This is a genomic window from Massilia sp. CFBP9026, assembly GCF_034045165.1.
GTDB lineage: Bacteria > Pseudomonadota > Gammaproteobacteria > Burkholderiales > Burkholderiaceae_D > Telluria > Telluria arenae.
Window position 1 is genome coordinate 1 of the sequence record NZ_JAXCWH010000002.1, and the last position, 21,867, is coordinate 21,867.

The following is a 21,867-nucleotide window of genomic DNA, read 5'->3' on the forward strand; positions in this document are numbered from 1 at the left end:
GGGTTGGCATTGGGCGCTCGATGGTGGGAGGGTCACTTCTGTAGAGCAATTGCTGCGTATTGCATTCGGGGTCATCAACAGGTAACGATGACAGCGCCATAAAAAAAACCCGCTGCATGCAGCGGGTCTTCGAACCGATGCCGCCGCCATTCCGGCGCCGGCATGCCCAGCTTCAGGCGCGCTTGCGGCGGCTGAGCGCCAGGCCGGCCAGTGCCAGGCCGAGCAGTGCAACGCTGCTAGGCTCCGGCACTTCGGCAGCATTGACGTGCAGCTCCACGTCGTTGAGGTTGGCGGTACGGATGCCGATCGTGTTGAAGGACTTGATCGACGACGCTTCGCGGGCCGTTGCATCGGCGCCGGTCAGCGATTGCATCTCTTCTGCGGTCGGGTTCAGCCACATGTCGAAGCGATCGTAGACGCCGTTGACGGTGCTCTTGTACAGGTGGGCGAACAGGTGGTAGGTCACGCCTTCCTTCAGGTCGCTGTTCGGGAGGAAGTGACCGCCGCTGCCGCCAGTGCGCACGAACAGGTCGTTGGCGCAGGTGCCGTTTTCATTGCAGTTGGCCTTGAAGCCGAAGTTCGGGCCTTCGTAGGCTTTGTTGTTGCCTTCATTACCGAACCACACGCCGAGGAAGTCATTGTTGCCGACCTTGCCCGTGAAGCTGAAGGTGAAGTCCAGCACGAAGCTGCCGGTCTGCGCCTGATCGAACTTGTAGGTGTAGGCGGTGTTCGAATTCTCGGTGAACGATTGCGACGGCAGGATCGGGGAAGCCGATGCCATGCTTGACGCGAGTGCAAGGGTGATGGCGGCGAGTTTGCGAATCATGGTTATCCCTGTATTGGTTGAAGATTATGAACACAGGGCATAGAGCAATTCCCATGCCAGAAGGATAGAAATGATAAAAATCAACAACTTAGTTGATTTCCATCAATAAAACAATGTAATTACTGTAAAGTTTTTCGACAGGAAATTATTCGATCCTGACGGCAAGCAGGTATCCCTGCTTGCGCTCGGGATGAAAAAAAGCCCGACCGATCATCCGGCCGGGCTTGGTGGCATCGTTCGCCGCGTCAGCGCCGCGGACAACGATGCGGCATCAGACCGTGAAGTCCCAGTCCGCCACGTCCAGCTGGCGGCCCACGATCTCGGCCGAGTGCATCAGCTGGTCGGCGACTTCCTGCAAGGTCATGCCCTTGTCCATGTGTCCGGTCCAGAAGTCGAGGCCACCGGCGTCGGCGGTGCGGTCGAACACCGCGCGGTACAGCAGGCCGATGTCGTGCGCGGCATTGCCGTCGAGCGCGCCCAAGCGGGCCACGCCTTCCGCCGAGCTGAGCAGCTCGAGCGCGACACCGCCCAGGCTGAGACCCGCGTCGCCGCGGTCCGCCCAATACGCGAAGCCGTCGGCGTCGGCCTGGCGGCCCAGCACGTCCTGGTACAGGCCGGCCAGGGTGTGCAATGCGGCATCGCTCTCGACCGCGATCACGCCATCGCTGAAGCGCAGGGATTCGACGTTGACCACCTTGGCCACCTGGTCCGGCGCGGCCTTGCTGCTCACCAGGGTATAGCCGCCATGGTGCGCGATGGTGTAGTCGGCGGCGGTGCCGGCGAAGGCAGCGGTGTCGAGACCGGCGCCGCCATGCAGCAGCGTCGTCGTGACCGACTCGCTGATGACCGTCGCCGTGGTCGAGACCGTGGCAGCACGCACCGCGGCGGAGGTAGCGCTGCCGAAGTCGATGTTCAGCAGGTCGGCGCCACCGCCCGCGAATACCTTGCTGCCGTTACTGCCGACGGTGAAGCCTTGTGCGGCGTTATCGCCGGACAGGATTACCTTGTTGCCGCCGCCATGCACATTGATCGCGCCAATGATTGCGGCGAAATCGATATTGCTCAGGTTGACGCCGGTAGCGGCCGGCGCCGCAGCGCCGTCCACTACCACGGCGATCTGCTGGCCGCCACCGATACCGACCAGGTCGATCGCGCTGCTGGACGCCGTGGTGCCCGTCAGCGACATCGTTTCGACCACCAGCGACTGGGCGATCGCCAGGCTGTCCAGGTACTGCTCGCCATCCATGATCATCTTGGCGATGTTGGCGGTCGCACTCGTCTTGTTGGCAGCTTCGATCATGCCGATCAGCGTCTTGAGCATGGTGTCCGTGCCGCTGACGAGGCCGCCGCTGGCGCTCAGGCCCAGGCCCACATCGAGATTCGCAGTCAACAGCGCCTTGCCGCCACTGCTGACCAGGGAAATGTCGGATGCGCCGGTCTGGCCGGCGGTCACGATCGGCACATTGATTTCCCGGCCAATGGTGCCGCCGGGCAGCGTGACCGGCTTGACCAACACCGGCACGCTGTTGTCGACGGCCGGCGGAATCGGCGTCGGCGTCGGGCTGACCGCGCGCTCGACCGTCAATTCCAGCGCTTCGCTGGCTTGCGACACGTTGCCGGCGGCGTCGAACTGGACCGCGGTCAGCGTGTGCTTGCCGACGGCCAGCGTGTCGGTCTTGACGCTCCAGACGCCCTCTTCGTTCGCCTTCGTGCTGGCCACCAACTTGCCATCGGCGTAGATGGCGACCCGCCCATAGGCGTCGGCGCCGTACCCGTTCAGGGTCGGAGCGGTGACGTTGGTGATGTTGTCGCCCTTCGTGCCGCTGTCGCTGGCCTCGGCCAGCGCAGGCGCATGCGGGGCGTCCGGGTTGACGGTATCGATTTCGACCCGGACGATGCCGCTCTTGAGGATCACCGGCTGGTTCTCCACACCCTGGCCCATCGCCAGCACTTGCGCATGGATCTTGTAGTTGCCGTCTTTCAGCGGCTGACGGTCTTCCGGATCGAGGGTCATGTTGTCGCCAACCCGGATCGACCAGTTGCCGTCCCCGTTGGCGCTGCCGATGCCGAGCACCTTGCCGGTGCTGTCCAGCAGGCTGACGGTGGCGTTCGCGGCCGCGGTGCCGGTGAACGTGGGGTTGACGTCGTTGGTGATGCCGTCGTCCTTCACGCCCGAATCGCTGCTCTCGCTCAGCACCGGGGTGCTCGGGCGGGCGCTCTTGACCGTGAACTCGAGCGGCGCGCTGGCCGCCGACTCATTGCCGGCCACGTCGACCTGCCTGGCTGTCAGGCTGTAGGGGCCGTCATTCAGTTCGGTGGTGGTGATTTTCCAGTTGCCGAGCGAATTGGCGACCGCCTCGCCGACCTTTTTCTCGCCGTTGTACAGGGTGACGGTGGCGCCCTTCTCGGCCGTGCCGGTGATGTCCGGGGTGAAGTCGGACGTCACCTTGTCGGCTGGATCGCCGATGGCATAAGTGCTGTCGAGCCCGATCTCGGCCGGCGCATCGGCCTTGGTGTCCACGGTGAAGGTGAAGCTGGTGCCGGCGTCGTCGCTGTTCCTCAACCTGACGGTCACGGTATGCTCGCCGTCGTCCAGGTCGGGCAGCGCGACCGAGTAATAGCCTTCGGCATTGCTGTCGACCGTAGCGAATGCCACGCTGGCGTCGTCGAGATACACGTCCAGCTCGACCGACGCTTCAGCATAGCCTTCCAGCGCCGGCGAGCTCAGCTTGGTGATGGCGTCGCCTTTGACACCGGTATCGCTATTGGCGGCGAACTGCAGGGTGTTGGTTTGCAGGACGATGTCGTCGAGGCTGAAATAGAAGTTTCCTTCCGTAGGCTTGATCAGGCTGACCGCCGACACGTTTTTCCATTCCGCGTTGAACGTCAGCGTGCCGTCTTCCGGCGAAAATTGAACCGAACCGAAAGGATCGTTGAGGGCCGTATTGAACGTCTTCGAGGCGATTGGGGACCCGTTCGAGTCATATCCTATGACCTTGACGTCGGCCATCAAGCTCTGGGGTACGATCAACTTGAGGGACTTGATCCCGAAGCTGCTGCCATCCTGGGCCGAGATGCGCACGCCCGAATCCTTCGCGGCCTGATTCAATGTAATCGACAAATACTTGTTACCCTGATCTTCGTCGATATAGCTCGAGCTGTAGTAGCCGCTACCAATATGTGAGAATAGCAAGGTGCCATATGGCGTTCCGTTCGTCGATAACGAATTGGAATTTGTAACGGACAGGTCGTCGAAATCAAGAGAAGCTGGTTTGGGAGCGGTCATGTCGGTAAGTCGGCAAAAAATTAAGTCGCTGCAGGATTGCATCGCTCGCTGAGTATAGGTGTCAGATATTTATTGCGAACAGGCAATTTACCGTTTTTGCCGGAAACGTTGGGCACGCACCACAAAATGATGCTTTTTTGTACATGCGGCGCACATAGTTAATAGGTTTTTTGTTAACGCAAATTTGACATCTCCAGCTACATTCCAGAAACGAAATGCTTTTATTGCACTATTTATCTGTTATCGAATTAGCGAGTTTCCATACGCTAAGCGCTTATTGTCGGCAAAATGCCGCTGCCGCGTGGTAGGCCTGACTGGCTGACTTATAATGTCGCCCTGTCTTTTCTCACGCCTTTGCAAGGCCTACCGACCATGTCTTCCGAAATCCAGTACGTCAATATCGCCGCCTATAAATTCATCACGCTCGACAACCTGGAGCAATTGCGCCCGCAATACCAGGACCTGTGCAACGCGCTTGGATTGAAGGGGACCGTGCTGCTGACGCCGGAAGGCATCAATATGTTCCTGTCGGGTACGCGCGAACACATCGACCAGTACCTGGCCTGGGTGCGCAGCGACGAGCGCCTGGCCGACCTGGAGTGGAAAGAGAGCCTGTCGACCGAACAGTCGCACAAGCGCATGCTGGTGAAGATCAAGAAAGAGATCATCACCATGCGCATGCCGCTGATCAAGCCTGAACTGGGTCGCGCGCCCGCGGTCGATGCACACACCCTGAAGCGCTGGCTCGACCAGGGCCATGACGACGACGGCGTCGAAGTGGTGATGATGGAAACCCGCAACGCCTTCGAGGTCGATGTGGGCACTTTCGAGAACACGCTCGACTACCGCATCGATAAATTTACCGAATTCCCGGCCGTCGCGGCCCAGCACAAGGATGAATTGAACGGCAAGACCGTGGTCACCTTCTGCACCGGCGGCATCCGCTGCGAAAAAGCGGCAATCCACATGAAGGAAATCGGCTACGACCGCGTGTATCAGCTCGAGGGCGGCATCCTGAAGTATTTCGAGGAAGTCGGGGGCGACCACTACACCGGCGACTGCTTCGTGTTCGACTACCGCACCGCCCTCAATCCGAAGCTGGAACCGACCGAGACCGCGCAGTGCTTCGCCTGCCGCGCCGTGGTGACGCCGCGCCAGCAGCTGTCGCCGAGCTATGTGGTGGGCGTGTCGTGCCCGCATTGCGCGGGCGACGTCAAAACGGGCGAGCCGGCCGCCGGCCACGCGGCGGCCTGACCCGCTCGCTGCATCAGGCGCCCGGCAGCGGCTCCGCCGCCGGCGCCACGCCGACCAGCGCGACGCCTTCCGCGCTGGCGCCATGCGCGTCGACGATGCGCCCGAGCCATGCGTCGACCACATCGGGCTTCAGCGCATCGGCGCTGGCGAGATCCTTGACCGTCGCCAGGAAATCCATCGAGATCTCTTTCGCTGCATCGCCGTTGTAGGCGGCGACCTCACTGGGCTCGTCCAGGCGCAGGGTGAACATGCTGGCGGCCGCTACTTTGCCGTTAAAGGCAGTGCTGGCACCCACGGTTTATCGCCCGATCGGCGCCGACTGTCGGATAATCAAGTCTTTGCATGACCACCACGCTGTTGCGCTCTACCGAACGGGAGGAACAGCCTCACGATGATCACGATATGAAGAATACGAGCGCGGACGGCCTGCGCGGTCTTGCTGCATTAAGCGTCACGATTACCCATTTCGTCGCCGCGTTCCTGCCATCGCTGCTGTTTTATAACTATGGCGCGCTGTTTCCCCGTCCCGTGGAGCCCGGCCCGCTCACGGACGCATTCGGTTCACCGGTATTCACCCTGTTTTATAACGGCCATTTTCCCGTACTGATCTTTTTCGTCTTGTCCGGCTATGTCCTGACACTACCCTGGTTCGAGCGCGCCGACGCCGCCCCGGTCTTGCAGCGTCGCCTGTGGTCGCGTTATCTGCGCCTGAACCTGCCGATCATGGCCGCGATCGGACTGGCCTGGCTTGCCTATTCGACGGGATTGATGCACACGGGGAAGGCGGCGCAACTGTCCGGTTCCACGAATTGGCTGGCCAGCTTTTATCCGGCGGGCCTGACCGGCTTCGCGGCCTTGAAAGAAGCGCTGTTCGGGTCGATCGTGCTTGGCAGCGCGTCGTTCCTGCCGCCGTTGTGGACACTGAAGATCGAGTTTATCGGCTCGATCTATATTCTGCTGTTCTTTCTCGCCAAGCCCGCGCGCCATCTGCTATTGCCGATGGTGTTTGCGTGCCTGCTGCTGCACGCCATTCACGCGGAGCAGTCGATTTATTACATCGCCCTGTTCGTGGGCGCCGCGCTGCACCGCGTGCGCCTGACGCGCTCCGGCCAGTTCGCCGTGTTCGCGGCCGGCCTGTATTTCGGCGCCTACCAGCATTTCCGGGCCATGTACGGCTTTTTGCCCGACCCGCGGATCTGGGACGTCAAGAGCTTCTATAACGCCATTGGCGCCGTCTGCGTGTGCGCGGCGGTACTGTCGGGATGGGGGCAGGGATTGCTGAACCGCCCGCTGGTGCAGTTCCTGGGACGCATTTCGTTCTCGATCTACCTGCTGCACTTCATTGTGCTGTGCTCGCTGTCGACGGCGTTCTATACGCACTTCCCGCGCGATGCGCTGCATCTCGGGATCGGCTTCGTCCTGTACCTGGCCGCCTGCGTGGGCGCGGCATGGCTGTTCGAACGCTGGATCGACCGGCCGGCGATCGCGATATCGCGCCGCTTCGGGACGCTGCTGTGTGGAGAAGAAAGAAAAAGCGGCGCGCAGGCGGCGCCCGATGAAGAAGCGGCAAGCCCGGTTGCCCGAGCCCGCCGACAGGTCTAGCGGAAGAAAGCGCCGATCTCGCGGACGGCGTCCGGCGCCAGCGTGCCGGAGGCCGCGCGCAGGCGCATCAGGCCCACCAGGTAGGAGTAGCGGGCCTGGGCCAGGTCGCGCTGACTGATGAACAAGGTCTGCTGGGCGGTGAGCAGGTCGAGGTTGATGCGCACCCCGCCCTTGATGCTCTGCTCGGTGGCCTTCATGAGTTCCTTGCTCGAGTCGACCGCCTTGACCAGCGCATCGATCTTGCGACCGCTGCTCATTACCAGGTCATGGGCTTTACGCAGCTCGATCAGCACCTCGTTGGTGCGCGCATCGAGATCGGATTGCGCGCGACCGTAGCTGGCCGCCGCCTGGCGGGTCTGGGCATTGATCGCGCCACCCTGGTAGATCGGGATGTTCACCTGCACACCGATCGAGCGGTTGGTCGATTCGGTGCCGAGCAGGTTCAGGCTTTCGCTATCGCTCTTGCTGTAGGCGGCCACGAAGTCCACCCGCGGCAGGTGGCCAGCGCGGTTGCGGTTGATGTCCAGGCGTGCGTTTTCCACCGCGAGCCGGGTCGCGGCCAAGGTGTTGTTACGCTCCAGCGCCAGCTTGCGCCATTCCTCGAAACCGGCCACGTCGAGCGTGACGGGACGGAAGTTCGTGCCGAGCTGGTCGAGCGTGCCCGGGTCCATGCCGATCACGCCGGCCAGCGTATTGCGCACCGCGACCACGTGGTCCTGCGCCTCCACCAGCTGGGCCTCGGACAGGTCGAGCCGGGCCTGGGTTTCCAGCGAATCGGTCTTGGTGCCCTCGCCTTTCTGGAACAGGAAATCGTTGACCTTCTGCTGCTCGGCATACATGTCGCGCTGCACGCGCGCAAGCGCCAGCTGGTCTTCGGCGAACAGCACGTCCATATAGGCGCTGACCACGCGCACCGACACCTCGTCGACGCCAGCCTCGTAGGCTTGCACGGCCTGGTCGCTCTGCACCTTGCCCTGGCGGTAGCGCTGGATGGCGTCCATATTGAACAGCGGCTGGCGCAGCTGGACCACTGCCGAGCGACTATCGTACTTCGGATGGTCGACCCGAGGAGGCAGAGTGGCCCCTTGAAAAGTTTCGCGATCGGTCACGTTCTGGTTGTACGAGTAGCTGGCCGACACCTGCGGCAGCAACTGCGAGCGGCCAAGGATGCGGTTTTCCTTGCCGCTTTCGGCCTCGTAATAGCGCATGCGGAAGGTCGGGTCGTTCTTGAGCGCGGCCTGGTAGGCCTCTTCCAGCGTGACCGCGCCGGCGCTGCCGGCGCCGCAGAAACCGGCGGCGAGCAGCGCGCCCGCTGCCAGGCCGCGCAAACGGAATGCGTGTGTGCGCGTCATGGCTTACTCCTCGCTCAGCGCCGAGTGGGCGCGGTCCATGATCGGCTTGAGCAGGTAGCTCATCATCGTGCGCTCGCCGGTCTTCACGAACAGCTCGACCGGCATGCCGGAGCGGATGTCCATATTGTGCGCGACGACCTTCTTCTGGCCTTCCGGCGTCACTTTCACATGGACCTTGTAGTACGGATTGCCGGTCTTTTCGTCGACGCTGCGGTCGGCCGAGATGTACAGCACTTCGCCGTTGATGTGCGGGGTCTTGTTGGCGTTGAAGGCCGAGAAGATCAGCTCCACCGGCAAGCCCGGGTGCACCTTGTCCACCAGGTTGGTCGCCAGCTGGCCGTCGACGATCAGCGGCGCGTTGCTCGGGACGATGTCCATCAGCTTGAAGCCGGGCGGCACCACGCCGCCATTGGTGAACACCGCCAGGCCGACCACGGTGCCGTCGGCGGGCGACTTCACTTCGACGTTCGACAGCTCGAAGCGCTGCGCGTGCAGGCGCGCGCCCTGGCCATCGACTTCTTTCTGGAAATCGGCCAGCTGGGTGCGCACTTCCTTCTGGTAGTCCTGCATGCGCTGGGCGCGGCGCATGGTCAGCTCGATCACCTGGCGCTGCGAGCGGCCGATATTGCCGATGTCTTCCGAGATGGCGCCGCCCAGCTGGGCGTAGGTGCGTTCCAGGTCGAGCAGGCGGTTGCGGGCGACGTAGCCTTCCTTGGCCAGGTCGCGCATGCCGCCCAGCTGTTCTTTCAGGAATTCGACTTGCTCCTTCTTGCTGTCGCGCGATTCCTGCAGGCCGCTGATCTGCATCTTGAGGCCTTCGATGCTGGCGTCGATACCGGACAGTTCGCTTTGCAGCGAATTCTGGCGCGCCATCAGGAGTTGCGACTGGGTGCTCATCAGCTCGATGACGCGCGGCTCGGTGCGGCGCCGTTCCAGCTCTTCCGGGAACTTGATGGCCTTGGCGCCGTCGCGTTCCGCCGTCAGGCGGGCGACGGTGGCCATGGCCGCCAGGTATTGCGCGTCGGTGACCTCGACCGCCGAGCGGGCGATGATCGGATTCATGCGCACCAGCACCTGGCCCTTCTTGACCACGTCGCCGTCACGCACCAGCAGTTCCTGCACGGTGCCGCCGGCCTGGTGCTGCACGGCCTGGCGGTTCGATTCGGTGGCCACGGTGCCCGACAGCGGCACGCCCTTGTCGAGCGGCGCCAGCAGTGCCCACAGCAGGAAGCCGCCGAAACCGGCCAGCACGATCAGCCAGCCGAGCTTGCTGTACGCATTAGGGTCGGTCTTGACTTCGGTCGGCTCGACGTCGTGCACGACCACGTCCGTAGTATTGCCCGAGGTATTACTCTTCAACAACTTCATCAGTTCGGTTCTCCAGTAATGACCGTCGTCGGTCAAACGCTAGCTTGGGGCTGGTCGGTCGTGGCCGGTGCGGCGGGTGCGGCCGGGGCCGGCGGCGCAGGCGGCGGGGGCGGCGCCGGCGGGGCCGATGGAGCCTGCGGCTTGGCTGCGGCCTGGTTGGTCAGCGCGGCCTGCTTTTGCTGTTCCTGCAGAGCGGCCAGCACCTTGGCGGTCGGACCGAACATATGGACCTGGCCATCGCGCAGCAGCAACAGCTTGGTGGTCACGCTGATCGCACTCGGGCGGTGGGTGATCAAGATGATGGTCTTGCCGCGGTTGCGCAGGTCGAGCACCGCGTTGACCAGCGCCTGCTCGCCGGCTTCGTCCAGGTTCGAGTTCGGCTCGTCCAGCACGATCACCGAAGGATCGTCGTACATCGCACGGGCCAGGCCCAGGCGCTGCTTCTGGCCGCCGGACAGCCCGGCGCCGCCGTCGCCCAGCTGGGTATCGTAGCCGTTCGGCAGGTGCAGGATCATGTCGTGCACGCCGGCGCGCTTGGCTGCCTGTACCACTTTCTCGGCATCGACTTCGCCGAAGCGGGCGATGTTGTCGCTCACGGTGCCGGCGAACAGTTCGATGTCCTGCGGCAGGTAACCCATGTGCGGGCCCAGCTCGGCCTTGTTCCACTGGTAGATGTCGGCGCCGTCCAGGCGCACCTTGCCCATCATCGACGGCCACACGCCCACCAGCAGGCGCGCCATGGTCGATTTGCCCGAACCGCTCGGTCCGATCACGCCGAGCACGTCGCCCGGCTGGATGGCGAAGCTGACATTGCGCAGCACAGGGTTCTTGGCGCCCGGTGGCGCAGCGGTGACGCCTTCCACACTCAGGTTGCCTTGTGGCTTGGGCAGGGCCATGCCGGCTTCGCGTGCCGGATTGGTTTCCAGCAGCTTGGTCAGGCGCTCATGCGCCATGCGGGTGCTGCTCCAGTTCTTCCACACGCCGATCACCTGCTGCACCGGCTGCATGGTGCGGCCGACCAGGATCGAGGCGGCAATCATCATGCCGGGGGTGATCTTGTTTTCAAGTACCAGCAAGGCGCCCAGGCCCAGCACCAGCGATTGCTGGGCGGTCTGCACGAACTTGGTGGCGGAGCTGATCTTGCCGGCCTTCTGGCTGGCGTCGGCCTGCAGCGAAAGGAACTTGCCGTGCAGCTTGAACCAGCGGCTCATCAGGTTCGGCAGCATGCCCATCGATTCGATGACTTCGGCATTGCGCAGGTTGTTGGTCGCCAGGGTACCGGCCTGGATCGACATGGTGTTGGCTTCCGACAGCGGCTTGCGCGTGATGCGCTCGTTGACCACGGCCAGGATGATCAGCACGATCGTGCCGCCCAGCGCGAACAGGCCCAGGGTCGGCTCGAACAGGAAGATCACCGCCAGGTAGACCGGGAACCATGGCGCGTCGAAGAAGGCGAACAGCGCGTTACCGGTCAGGAACTGGCGCAGGTTGGTCAGGTCGCTCAGCGACTGGCCTGCGTTGCCGCCGGCCTGCTTCAGGTTCTGCTCGAAGGCGGCGGTGTACACGCGCTTGTTCATCATCATGTCGAAGCGGGCGCCGACCCGGACCAGCACGAACGAGCGAATCAGCTCGAGTCCGGCGATCAGCGCGTAGGCGCCCAGCATCAGCAAGGTCAGCATCAGCAGCGTGATCTCGTTGCGGCTGGCCAGCACGCGGTCATACACCTGCAGCATGTAGATCGACGGCGTCAGCATCAGCAAGTTGATGATCGCACTGAAGACACCTACCGTGATGAAGGTGCTCTTGAAGGTGGCTAGCGCCTGTTCGATCTCGTTCTTTTTGTTCAGCAATGGTTTCATGTGTGAGCGTAGTGAGATGCAAGCCAGCAATTCCGGCACCTCACATGAGGTGCCTAACTCCAGGAAATTGCTCGCCGACGCATATTATGCTCCACATCAAGGTTTTTTTGTGATGTGGATCACAAATTTTGAACGTGCAGTATGCGAGGTTGCGTCCAGGAGACAACCGTTTGTTAAATGATTTCGCAAGAAAGAAACACCCCAGGGCCAGTTGGCGCTGGGGTGTTATCGAATTGGCCGTTTTCACGGCCCACGGCGCGTCGATCAGATCGAGATAATGCCGTCGCGCACGACCAGGTCTTCCAGGTCGACCCCGACCAGGGTGATGGCGACGATGTTGGCGGCCGTGCCCGAGGTCGAACCGGAAGGCTTCTGCTCGACATGGACGATGACGTTGTCGCCGCTTTGCTGCAGGAAGAACTCCAGCACCTTGTCATTGCCAGCCTTGGCCAGCGTGGTCTGGCCAGTGCCGGAACCGATCTCGGTGTCGTTATAAGTCAGGCCGGCGCCGACGTACAGGTAGTCCTCGCCCTGCGAACCGAACTTTTGCAGACTGACTTTCTTGGTGCCGGCCAGGAACACGTCGTCCTTGGCGCTCGCCTGGGTGATACTCTCCTCCAGGACGACCGGCGCGGCAAAGCCTTCGTCGGTGATGACCTTGCGCGCTGCGGCGATCTTGCCGTCGGCGGCCTCCACCGCGCCTACCAGTGCCTGTGCCGCATCGTAGGTGACGATGGCGTCGGCCAGTGCCTTGATCCTGGCGTTGGTGGCGTCCACCGCGGCCTGGGCCTCGTCCAGCTGCCTGGTCAGGTTGCCAATGCCGGACTCGGCTTTCTCGGCCGCCAACAGCGCCTCGCGCGCGTCGCCGAAGGTCTTGTACTGGGCTGCCACGTTGACGCCGGCCAGCTCCTTGTTGACGGCAGCGGCGCCAGTGGCGAACTTGCCGCCGATGAGGCTCGCCTGGGCGTTGGTGATGAGCTTGTCGGCCACAGCGGCGTCGAGCAGCGCCTTCAGGGCCTCGGCAGTCGGCGTGGCGCCCTTCATGAGCGTGTCCACCTCGCCTGCCAGCGCAGTGATGCCGGTGGCGTAGCCATCCTTGCCGTCGCCGACCAGGGCATCGAGCGAGTCCAGCTGGGTCCGGAACGATTTGTCTTCCGCCAGGATCTGCTGATAGGTTGGCAGCGCGTCGGTCGGCTTGCCGAATACGAAGGCATTGCCGACCGCCTTCAGGCGCACGCCGGCATCGGCCGAATCGAGGATATCGGCGGCAATGTCGGCGATGGCCAGCTCGTCCTGCGCCTTGGTGAGCGCAAGCTGTGCGCTGATGCTCTTGTTGATCGCGGCCAGGGCGGCGGTCACACCCTTGTGGGTGGTTTCCGTGACGCCCGAGACCAGCACGAAGGCCGTGCCTGCGGTATTGAGCGCGAACAGCTTGACGGCCGCGCCGCCGGTCGGTGTGAACTCGTAGCCGGTCACGACGCCATCGACGACGACGCTGGCAAGCGCGCCCTTGTTGTAGGTACCGACATCGCCGATCGCTTTCTTTTCGGCGGTGGCAGCCAGCTTGGCTGACTGGTCGGCGGTGGCCTCGATCTTGACCGCCGCCTTGTACTTGTCGTAAGCCGCTTCCAGGTTGCGCACCGCCTGCACGGCGGTCTCGCGCGTTTCCACGGTGGCGGCCTGGGTGCGCAAGGCGGCCGTGTTGTCGGCCCTGGCGACCTCGATACGGGCGGTTTGCTGGGCCGCGCTCAGGCCCGAGAAGGTCGGGATGACGGCGTTCATGGCGGCGTCGCCGGCCTTGTCGATGGCGGCGATGGCCGCCAGCACTTGCGCGTCGGTGGGCGCATCGGTGACCTCATCGGCGGCGAGCTGCTGGGCGACAGCCTTGTTGCCGGCCAGGTCGGCCAGTACGTCCGACTTCGCTTCCTGGGCGGCCAGCAGCTTGACCAGGGCGCCTTCGAGGGCGAACGGCAAGCCTGCCTCGACCACCGCCGCCACCGAGGCGTTCAGTGCCGCAGGGGCGAGCGCGGCCTTCAGGGACGCGGCGGTGGTCACGCTGGTGATGAAGGCCTTGGCCAGCGCCAGGGCCTTGACACCGGAATAACCCGCGATCTCGTCGGCGGTGTCCAGGACCTTGGTGAAGGCGGTCGCCGCGGTGACCTTGTTATCGACGGAATCGCGGTCGGTGCTCAGCGCGGCGCGGGCGACGTCGGCGACGATGTAGTCGACCTTGATCGTGCCCTTGGTCAGCATATTGACCCAGTACTGGCGACCGGTCGGGTCGGCGTCGCGGTTGAACAGGTTCGAATAGATCTTGTTGACGATCTGGGCATTGCTCATGCCGGCGAACGCTTCCTTGTACTCCGGCGAGGTGGAGAAGGTGGTTGACACGGCAGCGCTATTGCCCTGCGCCTTGACGATATTGGTCCAGTAGTCGAGGCCAGCCGGATCGGCCGGACGGCCAAAATAGGCGACGTAAAGCTGTTGAACTTCTGCGACGTGGGTAGCGACAACTGCCATGAAGGCTCCATAAAGTGAATCGACGGGATGGTCGAGCCGGCACAGGAAGGGTATTTACAGGACCGGTTGAATGGAGGGCATCATGCCAGAAAGTTACCACACAGACATGTGACTTAAATCACATAACGCAAGAGAAGTTTCTAAAATCTAATTTTATTCACTGAGCATCTATTTTTTGAACAGACGAAATAAAACCCCGCTACCTTGCGATAGCGGGGTTCGTCAGCTCAGTACCTCTTGCGAGGTACTTTCACAGGCTAATCAGTGATTAGACGGTGATGAAGCCGTTAGCGACGGTGATGTCTTCCAGATCAACGCCCACCAGGGTGATGGTGCTGATGTCGGCGTTGCCGCCGGCTTCCGAACCGTAGGCACGGTTTTCAATGTGAACGATCACATTGTTGCCGTCTTGTTGCAGGAAGAATTCCAGCACGGCGTTGTCGCCAGCTTTGTTCAGAGCGGTCTGGCCGGTGCCGGCGCCGATTTCGGTGTCGTTGTAGGTCAGATCGGTGCCAACGTACAGGGTGTCTTTACCTTGCACGCCGAAGCTGCGGATGATCGCGTCGGTGTCGCCGTTAGCTTTGAAGAAGATGTCGTCCTTGGCAGTTGCCAGGTTCAGGCCGACGGTCTTCAGTTCAGCTGGAGCAGCGTAGCCCTTGTCGGTGATGACTTTGGCAGCAGCAGCGATGGCTTTGTCCGAAGCAGCCACGTCGGTGTTCAGAGCTTGGGCAGCGCGGTATTCAGCGACGACTTCAGCCAGGGTGCTCTGTGCCAGCTCGGTCAGTTCGATAGCGTCTTGAGCATTGACAACTGCGTCAGCCAGTTTGCCGATGCCGGTTTCCAGGGCTTCAGCGTTTTCCAGGGTGATGACAGCCTGGTCCAGCTTGTCGTTACGGGCGATCCAGTTGTTGGCATCGACAGCGGCTGCTGCGTCAGCTGCAACATAGCCGCCGCTTGCGTTAGCAGCGGTGGTGATCGCGGTGCGGTCAGCTGCGGTGATGAAGCCGGCGGTGACTGCTGCGTCCAGGGTGGTTTTCAGGGCAGCGGCGGTAGCCGAACCAGCAACGCCTGCTTCCAGGTCGGTCAGGTAGTCAGCGTAGCCGGTTGCCGAGTAAGGAGCCAGTTTAGCGGCTGCGTCCAGGGTAGCCAGACGGTCGTCGAACAGGGCTTGTTCGGTTTCGATCTGTTCCCAGGTTGGCAGCGCGGTGGCGCTCAGGGTGGTGAACACGAAAGCAGCCTTGACCGCACCCAGGTTCACGCCTGCGTCGGCGCTGTCCAGGATGTCGGCAGCTTTCATTGCGTCATCACGTGCTTTTTCAGCATCCAGCTTGGCTTCTTGCGCAGCTGCATTGGCGTTCAGTGCTGCCACCAGTGCGGTTGCGCCTGGGGTGTTGGTTTCGGTGGTGCCGGTAGCCAGTTTCCAGGTTTCAGCGGTTGCATCGTACGAGATCACGACTTTGGCATCAACGGTGACCGAGGTACCTGCGTTCAGCACGACTGGCTTAGCGGTCAGCGTGCCCAGGTTCGAGACAGCAGCGGTTTGCGCGGTCGCGGTCAGTGCAGCAGCTTTGCCAGCTTCGACAGCTTCTTCCTGGTTAGCGGTGTACAGTTCGATCGCGGCGGTCAGGTTAGCGACTTTAGCGGCTTCGGCGTTGGCGTTGGTCAGCGCGGTCTTGTTGGCGGTCAGCTGGGTGTTCAGCGCGGTTTCGCGGTCCGAGATACGTGCGTTCTGCATTGCTGCCGAAGCGGTCGAGAAGTCAGCGCCCAGGCCGGTGGTGCCGTTAGCGGTGGTGTTGGCGGCGGTCTGCACGGCCTTGATGGCGTCCAGGATTTGCGCGTTGGTTGGGTTTTCGTCGTGGCCAGCAGCTTCCAGAGCAGCGGCGACGTCTTCGTTCTCGGCCAGGTCAGCCAGGACAACGGTCTTGGCGTTTTGTGCCGACAGGTAGCTAGCCAGCGAGGTTTCCAGGCTGAATGGGGTGCCAGCGTTCACGACAGCTGCGACCGATGCGGTCAGGGCTGCTGGAGCGGTTGCGGTTGCCAGGGTTGCATCGGTGGTCACGCCGGTGATGAATGCTTTAGCCAGGGCCAGGGCTGCATCGCCGGTGTAGCCAGCGACTTCTGCTGGGGTGTCCAGGGCTGCGGTGAAGGCGGTAGCGGCAGCGACCTTGTTCTCGACGGCTTCTTTGTCGGTGGTCAGGGCAGCCAGCGACACTTCATAAACGATGGTATCGACTTTGATGGTGCCCTTGTCCAGCAGGTCAACCCAGTAAGCGCGGCCGGTTGCGTCAGCAGGACGACCGAACAGGTTGGTGTAGAGCTGGTCAACGATCTGCGCGTTGGTTTTGCCTTCGAAGGCGGTTTTGTATTCGGCCGAAGCAGCGAAGGTAGCCGACACAGCAGCGGTCGATTTCTGGGCTTCAACGATGTTGGTCCAGTAGTCCAGGCCAGCTGGATCAGCAGGACGGCCGAAGTAGGAGACGTACAGTTGTTGAACTGCTGCGACTTGGGTAGCGACGATTGCCATGTATAACTCCAAAAAGATAGATCGATCGATCGAATTGTGTTGATTCAATATTGCAAGAGTGGCGTGCACCCTTGAAGCCCAACGGACCGCATCATGACAGAAGCGGACTCGTCTGTTGTGTGATGGCCGTCACACGAACGACAAAGTTTCCGGAAAAATTTACAGATTCCCGACAAAATGGCCTCCATTTGATGCTTTCCATCCAGATTCTCTAACATTCTCACACTTGAAATCAAATATTGCAGCCTCGGCAGTATTGCGCCGGCCATTCATAAGCGGTGTTTTTTTAATATCGCTTTCGCGTTATATACATATACGGAAAATAAAAAACCCCGGGAGTCCGGGGTTTTTATTAAAGCTCATCGATAAAGATCAGCGCCAGGTTGCAGCGCCATTCACGGTGCGCCGATCGTCAATACGGCCATCGAAAATCGTTGCGGCACTGCCCGTCGGACCACGCTCGTTGCTGAGCAGCCCCCGGATGTTGAGGTAGCCGCGGCGCCCGTCGGCCGCCCCATACAGCTGACCGTCGCCGGTGACCGTGCCTTCGCCGCGCAGCCTGACCGTATCGGTTTTCGTCACCAGGTCCATATTGGTGTTGAAACTGCGTTTGCCGAAGTCGACATTCAGCGTGCCGTTCGTCAAAGTCGCTTTACTGGTCGTGATGTTACCGCCGCCAAATTCAGTATTCACATAGGCTTCACTTCCGCGCAGGGAGAATCCGACACTACCGTTATTGGGCGTCACATATTCCTTGCCTGGCGTACGGAACAGCGCGAAATAGCCATTCAAGGCGAGCAGTTCGCTCTTCGCACCCTCGGCTGCATAATCGAGTGTTGGCGCCGAGGTACCGACCGGCTGCCAGCGGCCCCAGATGGCATGACGTTCGGGCAGCTCGGGAACAGGGGGCACCGGCGGCGTGATGATCGGGTCCGTAGGCACCGGCACGGGGGGAGTCGGATTCCCGGCGCCCGGATTGACCGGCACGCCGGTCCCCGGCTTGACCGCATCGATGGCCGTGATGAGCCCGATATTCTTGGCCGCCTCGACACTGACTTTGGCCTGCTCGCCCTCTTCCTTCTTCGCCAACGGCTCATCCGGCCGCGCCGGCTGTCCCAGCCCTGGCGTGGTTTCCTCAACCACTTGCGCCGCCTGGCCACGGGTAACCTGCACCAGTTGCCCGCGCTGCGCTGCGCTCAGCTCACGGCTGGTCGCGCCCTCGCACGGCCCGCCGCCGTCCGGACGGCAGCCGCCAGCGAAGCCGCTCACCACCACGCCGCCCGAAAATACAGACACGCGCGAGGTATCGTTGTCGGTCACCACCGTGAAATCGGTGCCGCGCACGCCGATGGCGGCCACCGGCGTATTGAAGCGGAAGTTCTGGCGCGCATGCTTGACCGCGTCGCCCGACTTGCTGCGCGCGGTGCCGCTGATCAGCTCGAACTTGACCCGGGTATTGGCCGGATTCTGCTGGTCGATGCGGTAGGTGACGATGCGCGCCTGGGTCTGCGGCCGCAGGATGAACAGGCCGTTGTCGGCGGTCTTGACATAAATATAGCCGTCGGCGCCGGTGCTGAGCAGTTGCCCTTCCTCGACCTGGCTGCCTTCCAAGGCGGGACGGTCACCGGCCTTGGCGGCGCCGGCGACAAAGACGATCTTGCCCGCGTCCGCGGCATGGGCAAACTGCGCGGCGCATGCAAGCAGTGCGGTGATAAGTATTTTTTGCAAGATGGATCCCCTTTCCCTTCCACTGTACCGTGCCGTCAAGACACGGTTCTGTGACGACTATCACATTTTAACGCAATGGCCGAGACCGCCAACTGACTTTACAGTTTGTCGTATTTCTAAAAAAACAATGCAATGCGGCAACCCGAACGATATACTTGCTCACTTACCGAATGTTCTACCCATCTATATAGAAGAGCGCAGCACGTGGCCGATCCGAGAACACAAGCACGACCCCGCGGCCGCTGGGTCATTGCTGCGCTGGCGTTTACCGTGACGCTGTGGTCGCAATTCGGCATTCAGGCCCCGTTGCTGTCGCTTTCCGACAACAGCTGGATGCGTCTGGCGATTAGCCGTGTATCTTTTCTGCCCAATGAATGGCTGCGCGACGCTTTCCTGCGCCTGCAGGTAAGCGACGCTCCCGATCCGCGCATCCTGGTGATCGACATCGACGAGGCCTCGCTCAATGAGTTCGGCCCCTGGCCCTGGCCGCGCGAACGGCTGGCCCACCTGGTCGAGATCCTGCTCGCCAACTACGCCGCGCGCGGCGTTGCGCTCGACATCCTGCTGCCCTCACCCACCGACAGCGCCGGCGACGCCCGCCTGGCGCTGCTCGCCGCCCATGGTCCGCTGGTGCCGGCCCAGGCCTTCGACTTCGACTTCGCCGGCAATCGCCCGCAGCCGGTACTGGACGGCCACCTGGGCGGCGCCATCGCCGGCTATGCGGGCGGCGTGCCGGCCACCGGCTATATCGGCAACTACCCGGCGCTGGCCGCCGCGCCGCATATCGGCGCGATCGGTTTCATTCCCGATCCCGACGGCGCCCTGCGCCACGTCCCGCTGGTGAGCCGTTTCGGCGGTCGCGCCTATCCGGCGCTGGGGCTGGCCCTGGTCAACTGCTGCACCGGCCAGGCGCCGCTGGCGCTGGACGACACCGGCCTGATGCGCATCCCCTACCGACGCGACTGGCGCGCTTATACCGTGGTGAGCGCGGCCGACATCCTGGAGCAGCGCATCGTGCCCGCCAGCGCCAGCGGGCGCCTGGTGCTGATCGGCTCCTCCTCGCTGGGCATGGGCGACCGCGTCTCCACCCCGCTTGCCGCCAACCGGCCGGGCCTGGGCGTGCAGGCCACGATCCTGTCCGCCCTGCTCGACCGCCAGGAGGGCACGCTGCCCGCGCCCTGGCCGGGGCGCCTGATCGCCTGCCTGTTCGCGCTGGGCTCGAGCGTGGCCTGCACCCTGCTGTTCCCGCGCCTGTCGGCCGCCGCCGGCGTGGCCCTGCTGGGCGCCAGTTCGGCGCTGTGGCTCCTGGTCGCCTATGTGGCGGCGCCGCACGACCCGCTGTTCGCGCCGGTCGGCCCGCTCGGCACCAACCTGTTCCTGCTGGCGGTGGCCGTGCCCTACCAGTGGCAGCTGGCCCAGCGCCGCTCACGCCATCTGCTGCAGACCCTGCGCCAGTACGTGGCGCCGGCCGTGGTCGAGCAGCTGCTGCGCAGCCAGGAGAACGATCCGCTGCGGCCACGCCGGTGCGACGTCACCACGCTGGTGGCCGACATGGAAGGCTATACCAGCCAGGTCGAGACCCTGCCGGTGGAAGAGGCGGCGACCCTGACGCGCGACTTCCTCGACTGCCTGACCGGCCCCGTGATCGCCCACCAGGGCACCCTCGACAAATACACTGGCGACGGCATGATGGCCTTCTGGGGCGCACCGCTGCCGCTCGAGGAGCACGCCGACCTGGCGCTGGACGCCGCCCATGAAATGACGCGCCGCGTGGCCGCCCTCAGCGCCGCGCGCGTGGCGCGCGGCCACAAGCCGCTCCGGGTGCGCATCGGCATCGAAAGCGGCGCCGCCATGGCGGGCGACTTTGGCACTTCGTTCCGCAGCATTTATACTGCGGTCGGCGACAGCGTCAACACCGCCGCCCGCCTGGAACAGGTGGCGCGCGATTTTTCGCATGATGTCATCATCGGTCCCGGCACGGTCGAGCGCAGCCGGCGCCATCGTTTTCTCGCCCTCGGCGAGCGTCTCTTGCGTGGCAAGGAAAGAGCAACTCCTCTGTTTACCCTCGAAATCACCGCGGATCAGCCGCGTTCCGACCTGCGCAGCCGCGCCGACGTCGCTCCGGAAGGATCGGCATGAGCGCGCGCGCCCGTCGTTCCCGCGTAGGCGGGAAACCAATTCTTCTGCAAGCCGAAGCCCCCGATCTTAGCCACCCGAGCGAACCTGGGTTCCCGCCTGCGCGGGAACGACGTGGCGTGCGCCTGTTCGCCGGCCTGGCGCTGGCGCTGGCCCCCTGCTGGGCGCTGGCCCAGTCCGATGCCCCGGCGCCCGACGCCGGACCGGAAGAAGCGCTGTACCAGGAAGCCCTGCAATCGCTGGCCGAAGGCCGCAAGAGCGATGCCTCGGCACAGATGACGCGCCTGATCGGCATGGTGCCGCAGCACGCCGGCGCCTGGCTCGACCTGGCGCTGATCCAGTGCAGCCTGGGCCAGGGCGACGAGGCCGAGCGCCTGTTCGCCAGCGTCGAGACCCGTTTCAACCCGCACCGTGAAATCCTGGAACTGATCGCCGAGGCGCGCGACACCGGCTGCGTGAGCTGGACCCCGGCCAGCTCCACCGCGATCAGCCTCACCCGCGGCGTGGACGACAACGTCAACCAGGGCGCCAGCAATTCCTCCTTCATCGTCGAAGGCCCGGATGGCTCGGTCGAACTGCCGCTGCTGGAAGAGTTCCTGCCCAAGCGCGACCAGTACACGCAAGTGAGCGCCGACTACGTGCGCGACATCACCGCCAACGGCACCCTGGGTTTCCTGCAATTCCAGGGCCGGCGCTATGACCAGTTGCGTGACTACGACACCGCGGCGTTGTATGCCGGCGTCGAATCGCCCTGGCGCTTCAGGCAGTGGTTGCTGCGCACCACCGGTTCGCTGGGCGTGTCCGGCATGGGCGGCCACCTGTACCAGCGCCAGGCCCAGGCCCAGGTACGGGTCACCCCGCCCCTGCCGTTGCCGCCGCGCACCCAACTGCACCTGATCGGCGCCGCCACCCGCAACGACTACGCCAATCTTGATGCCTTCGATTCCACTATGTTCGAGGCCCGCGTCCTGCTCAGCCACCACACGGGATCGTTCAGCACCAACGTCAGCGCCGGCCTGCTGACCGACCGCGCGCTCAACAACCGGCCGGGCGGTAACCGCCATGGCAATTACCTGAGCCTGAACCTGCGCCAGCCGATCGCCTGGGGCGTGACGGCCGAACTGGCGTATACGCGCCAGACCTGGGACAGCGCCACGCCGTATTCGCCCGAACTGCTGATCGACGAGGTGCGCGCCCAGCGCACGCAAGTGATGCGCGCCACGCTGAGTTACCAGATCGGCAAGCAGCAGAGTGTTGTGCTGGAGGCACGCGCGGTGCGTAACCGCGAGAATATCTCGCTCTTTCAGTACAATAACCGCCAGCTACAGCTGAGCTGGCAGTGGCATACTCCCTGATGCAGGCAGTACAATCGCTGTCCTGAATGTAGAAGCGGTAGGTAGAGATGGGCCTGG

13 protein-coding genes are annotated in these 21,867 nt (G+C 63.1%); 4 read left to right on the forward strand and 9 right to left on the reverse strand.

Annotated elements, in window-relative coordinates:
• Nucleotides 1–172: 172 nt before the first annotated feature.
• The gene (locus SOM28_RS04175) at nucleotides 173–826 is read right to left on the reverse strand and encodes a PEP-CTERM sorting domain-containing protein (RefSeq protein ID WP_229414865.1); all 654 of its coding nucleotides are present in this window, start codon (nucleotides 824–826) and stop codon (nucleotides 173–175) included.
• Between the two features lie 271 nt (nucleotides 827–1,097).
• A complete protein-coding gene (locus SOM28_RS04180) occupies nucleotides 1,098–4,019 on the reverse strand; it encodes an Ig-like domain-containing protein (RefSeq protein WP_320467322.1) in 2,922 nt (973 codons plus the stop codon).
• A 465-nt stretch (nucleotides 4,020–4,484) separates the two neighbouring features.
• Between SOM28_RS04180 and SOM28_RS04185 the strand changes: the two genes are divergently transcribed.
• Nucleotides 4,485–5,366 carry a sulfurtransferase gene (locus SOM28_RS04185; RefSeq protein WP_320467323.1) on the forward strand — a complete coding sequence of 294 codons (882 nt, stop codon included), beginning with the start codon at nucleotides 4,485–4,487 and terminating at the stop codon, nucleotides 5,364–5,366.
• A 13-nt stretch (nucleotides 5,367–5,379) separates the two neighbouring features.
• Here the strand turns inward: SOM28_RS04185 and SOM28_RS04190 are convergent, their stop codons facing one another.
• Nucleotides 5,380–5,661 (reverse strand): hypothetical protein, encoded by a 282-nt coding sequence (locus tag SOM28_RS04190; protein ID WP_320467324.1) that lies wholly within the window; start codon nucleotides 5,659–5,661, stop codon nucleotides 5,380–5,382.
• A 47-nt stretch (nucleotides 5,662–5,708) separates the two neighbouring features.
• On the opposite strand from SOM28_RS04190, the gene SOM28_RS04195 reads away from it, so the two are divergent.
• Complete coding sequence (locus tag SOM28_RS04195) at nucleotides 5,709–6,968, forward strand: acyltransferase family protein (protein WP_320467325.1); 1,260 nt, start codon at nucleotides 5,709–5,711, stop codon at nucleotides 6,966–6,968.
• Here SOM28_RS04195 and SOM28_RS04200 read toward each other — a convergent pair.
• From SOM28_RS04200 to SOM28_RS04225, 6 genes are all read right to left on the reverse strand, one after another.
• Entirely contained in the window at nucleotides 6,965–8,320 is a 1,356-nt protein-coding gene (locus tag SOM28_RS04200) for a TolC family outer membrane protein (protein ID WP_320467326.1), read from the reverse strand. The genes SOM28_RS04195 and SOM28_RS04200 overlap by 4 nt on opposite strands.
• 3 nt (nucleotides 8,321–8,323) lie before the next feature.
• On the reverse strand, nucleotides 8,324–9,688 hold the full coding sequence (locus tag SOM28_RS04205) for an HlyD family type I secretion periplasmic adaptor subunit (RefSeq protein WP_320467327.1): 1,365 nt from the start codon (nucleotides 9,686–9,688) through the stop codon (nucleotides 8,324–8,326).
• A 32-nt stretch (nucleotides 9,689–9,720) separates the two neighbouring features.
• Entirely contained in the window at nucleotides 9,721–11,547 is a 1,827-nt protein-coding gene (locus SOM28_RS04210) for a type I secretion system permease/ATPase (RefSeq protein WP_320467328.1), read from the reverse strand.
• A 264-nt stretch (nucleotides 11,548–11,811) separates the two neighbouring features.
• A complete protein-coding gene (locus tag SOM28_RS04215) occupies nucleotides 11,812–14,067 on the reverse strand; it encodes a DUF4214 domain-containing protein (protein WP_320467329.1) in 2,256 nt (751 codons plus the stop codon).
• Nucleotides 14,068–14,335: 268 nt separating this feature from the next.
• A complete protein-coding gene (locus tag SOM28_RS04220) occupies nucleotides 14,336–16,591 on the reverse strand; it encodes a DUF4214 domain-containing protein (protein ID WP_320467330.1) in 2,256 nt (751 codons plus the stop codon).
• Between the two features lie 372 nt (nucleotides 16,592–16,963).
• Complete coding sequence (locus SOM28_RS04225; protein WP_320467331.1) at nucleotides 16,964–18,319, reverse strand: FecR family protein; 1,356 nt, start codon at nucleotides 18,317–18,319, stop codon at nucleotides 16,964–16,966.
• 333 nt (nucleotides 18,320–18,652) lie between these two features.
• Here SOM28_RS04225 and SOM28_RS04230 point away from each other — a divergent pair, with 333 nt between their 5' ends.
• Nucleotides 18,653–20,458: a CHASE2 domain-containing protein gene (locus SOM28_RS04230; RefSeq protein ID WP_320467332.1), complete on the forward strand. Its 1,806-nt coding sequence runs from the start codon at nucleotides 18,653–18,655 to the stop codon at nucleotides 20,456–20,458.
• 116 nt (nucleotides 20,459–20,574) lie between these two features.
• Entirely contained in the window at nucleotides 20,575–21,810 is a 1,236-nt protein-coding gene (locus tag SOM28_RS04235; protein WP_320467333.1) for a tetratricopeptide repeat protein, read from the forward strand.
• Nucleotides 21,811–21,867 lie beyond the last annotated feature (57 nt).

Coding starts and splice junctions, on each gene's coding strand:
- SOM28_RS04175 (WP_229414865.1), bottom strand. CDS start 826: ATGATTCGCAAACTCGCCGCCATCACCCTTGCACTCGCGTCAAGCATG.
- SOM28_RS04185 (WP_320467323.1), top strand. CDS start 4,485: ATGTCTTCCGAAATCCAGTACGTCAATATCGCCGCCTATAAATTCATC.
- SOM28_RS04195 (WP_320467325.1), top strand. CDS start 5,709: ATGACCACCACGCTGTTGCGCTCTACCGAACGGGAGGAACAGCCTCAC.
- SOM28_RS04200 (WP_320467326.1), bottom strand. CDS start 8,320: ATGACGCGCACACACGCATTCCGTTTGCGCGGCCTGGCAGCGGGCGCG.
- SOM28_RS04205 (WP_320467327.1), bottom strand. CDS start 9,688: ATGAAGTTGTTGAAGAGTAATACCTCGGGCAATACTACGGACGTGGTC.
- SOM28_RS04210 (WP_320467328.1), bottom strand. CDS start 11,547: ATGAAACCATTGCTGAACAAAAAGAACGAGATCGAACAGGCGCTAGCC.
- SOM28_RS04215 (WP_320467329.1), bottom strand. CDS start 14,067: ATGGCAGTTGTCGCTACCCACGTCGCAGAAGTTCAACAGCTTTACGTC.
- SOM28_RS04220 (WP_320467330.1), bottom strand. CDS start 16,591: ATGGCAATCGTCGCTACCCAAGTCGCAGCAGTTCAACAACTGTACGTC.
- SOM28_RS04230 (WP_320467332.1), top strand. CDS start 18,653: ATGCGTCTGGCGATTAGCCGTGTATCTTTTCTGCCCAATGAATGGCTG.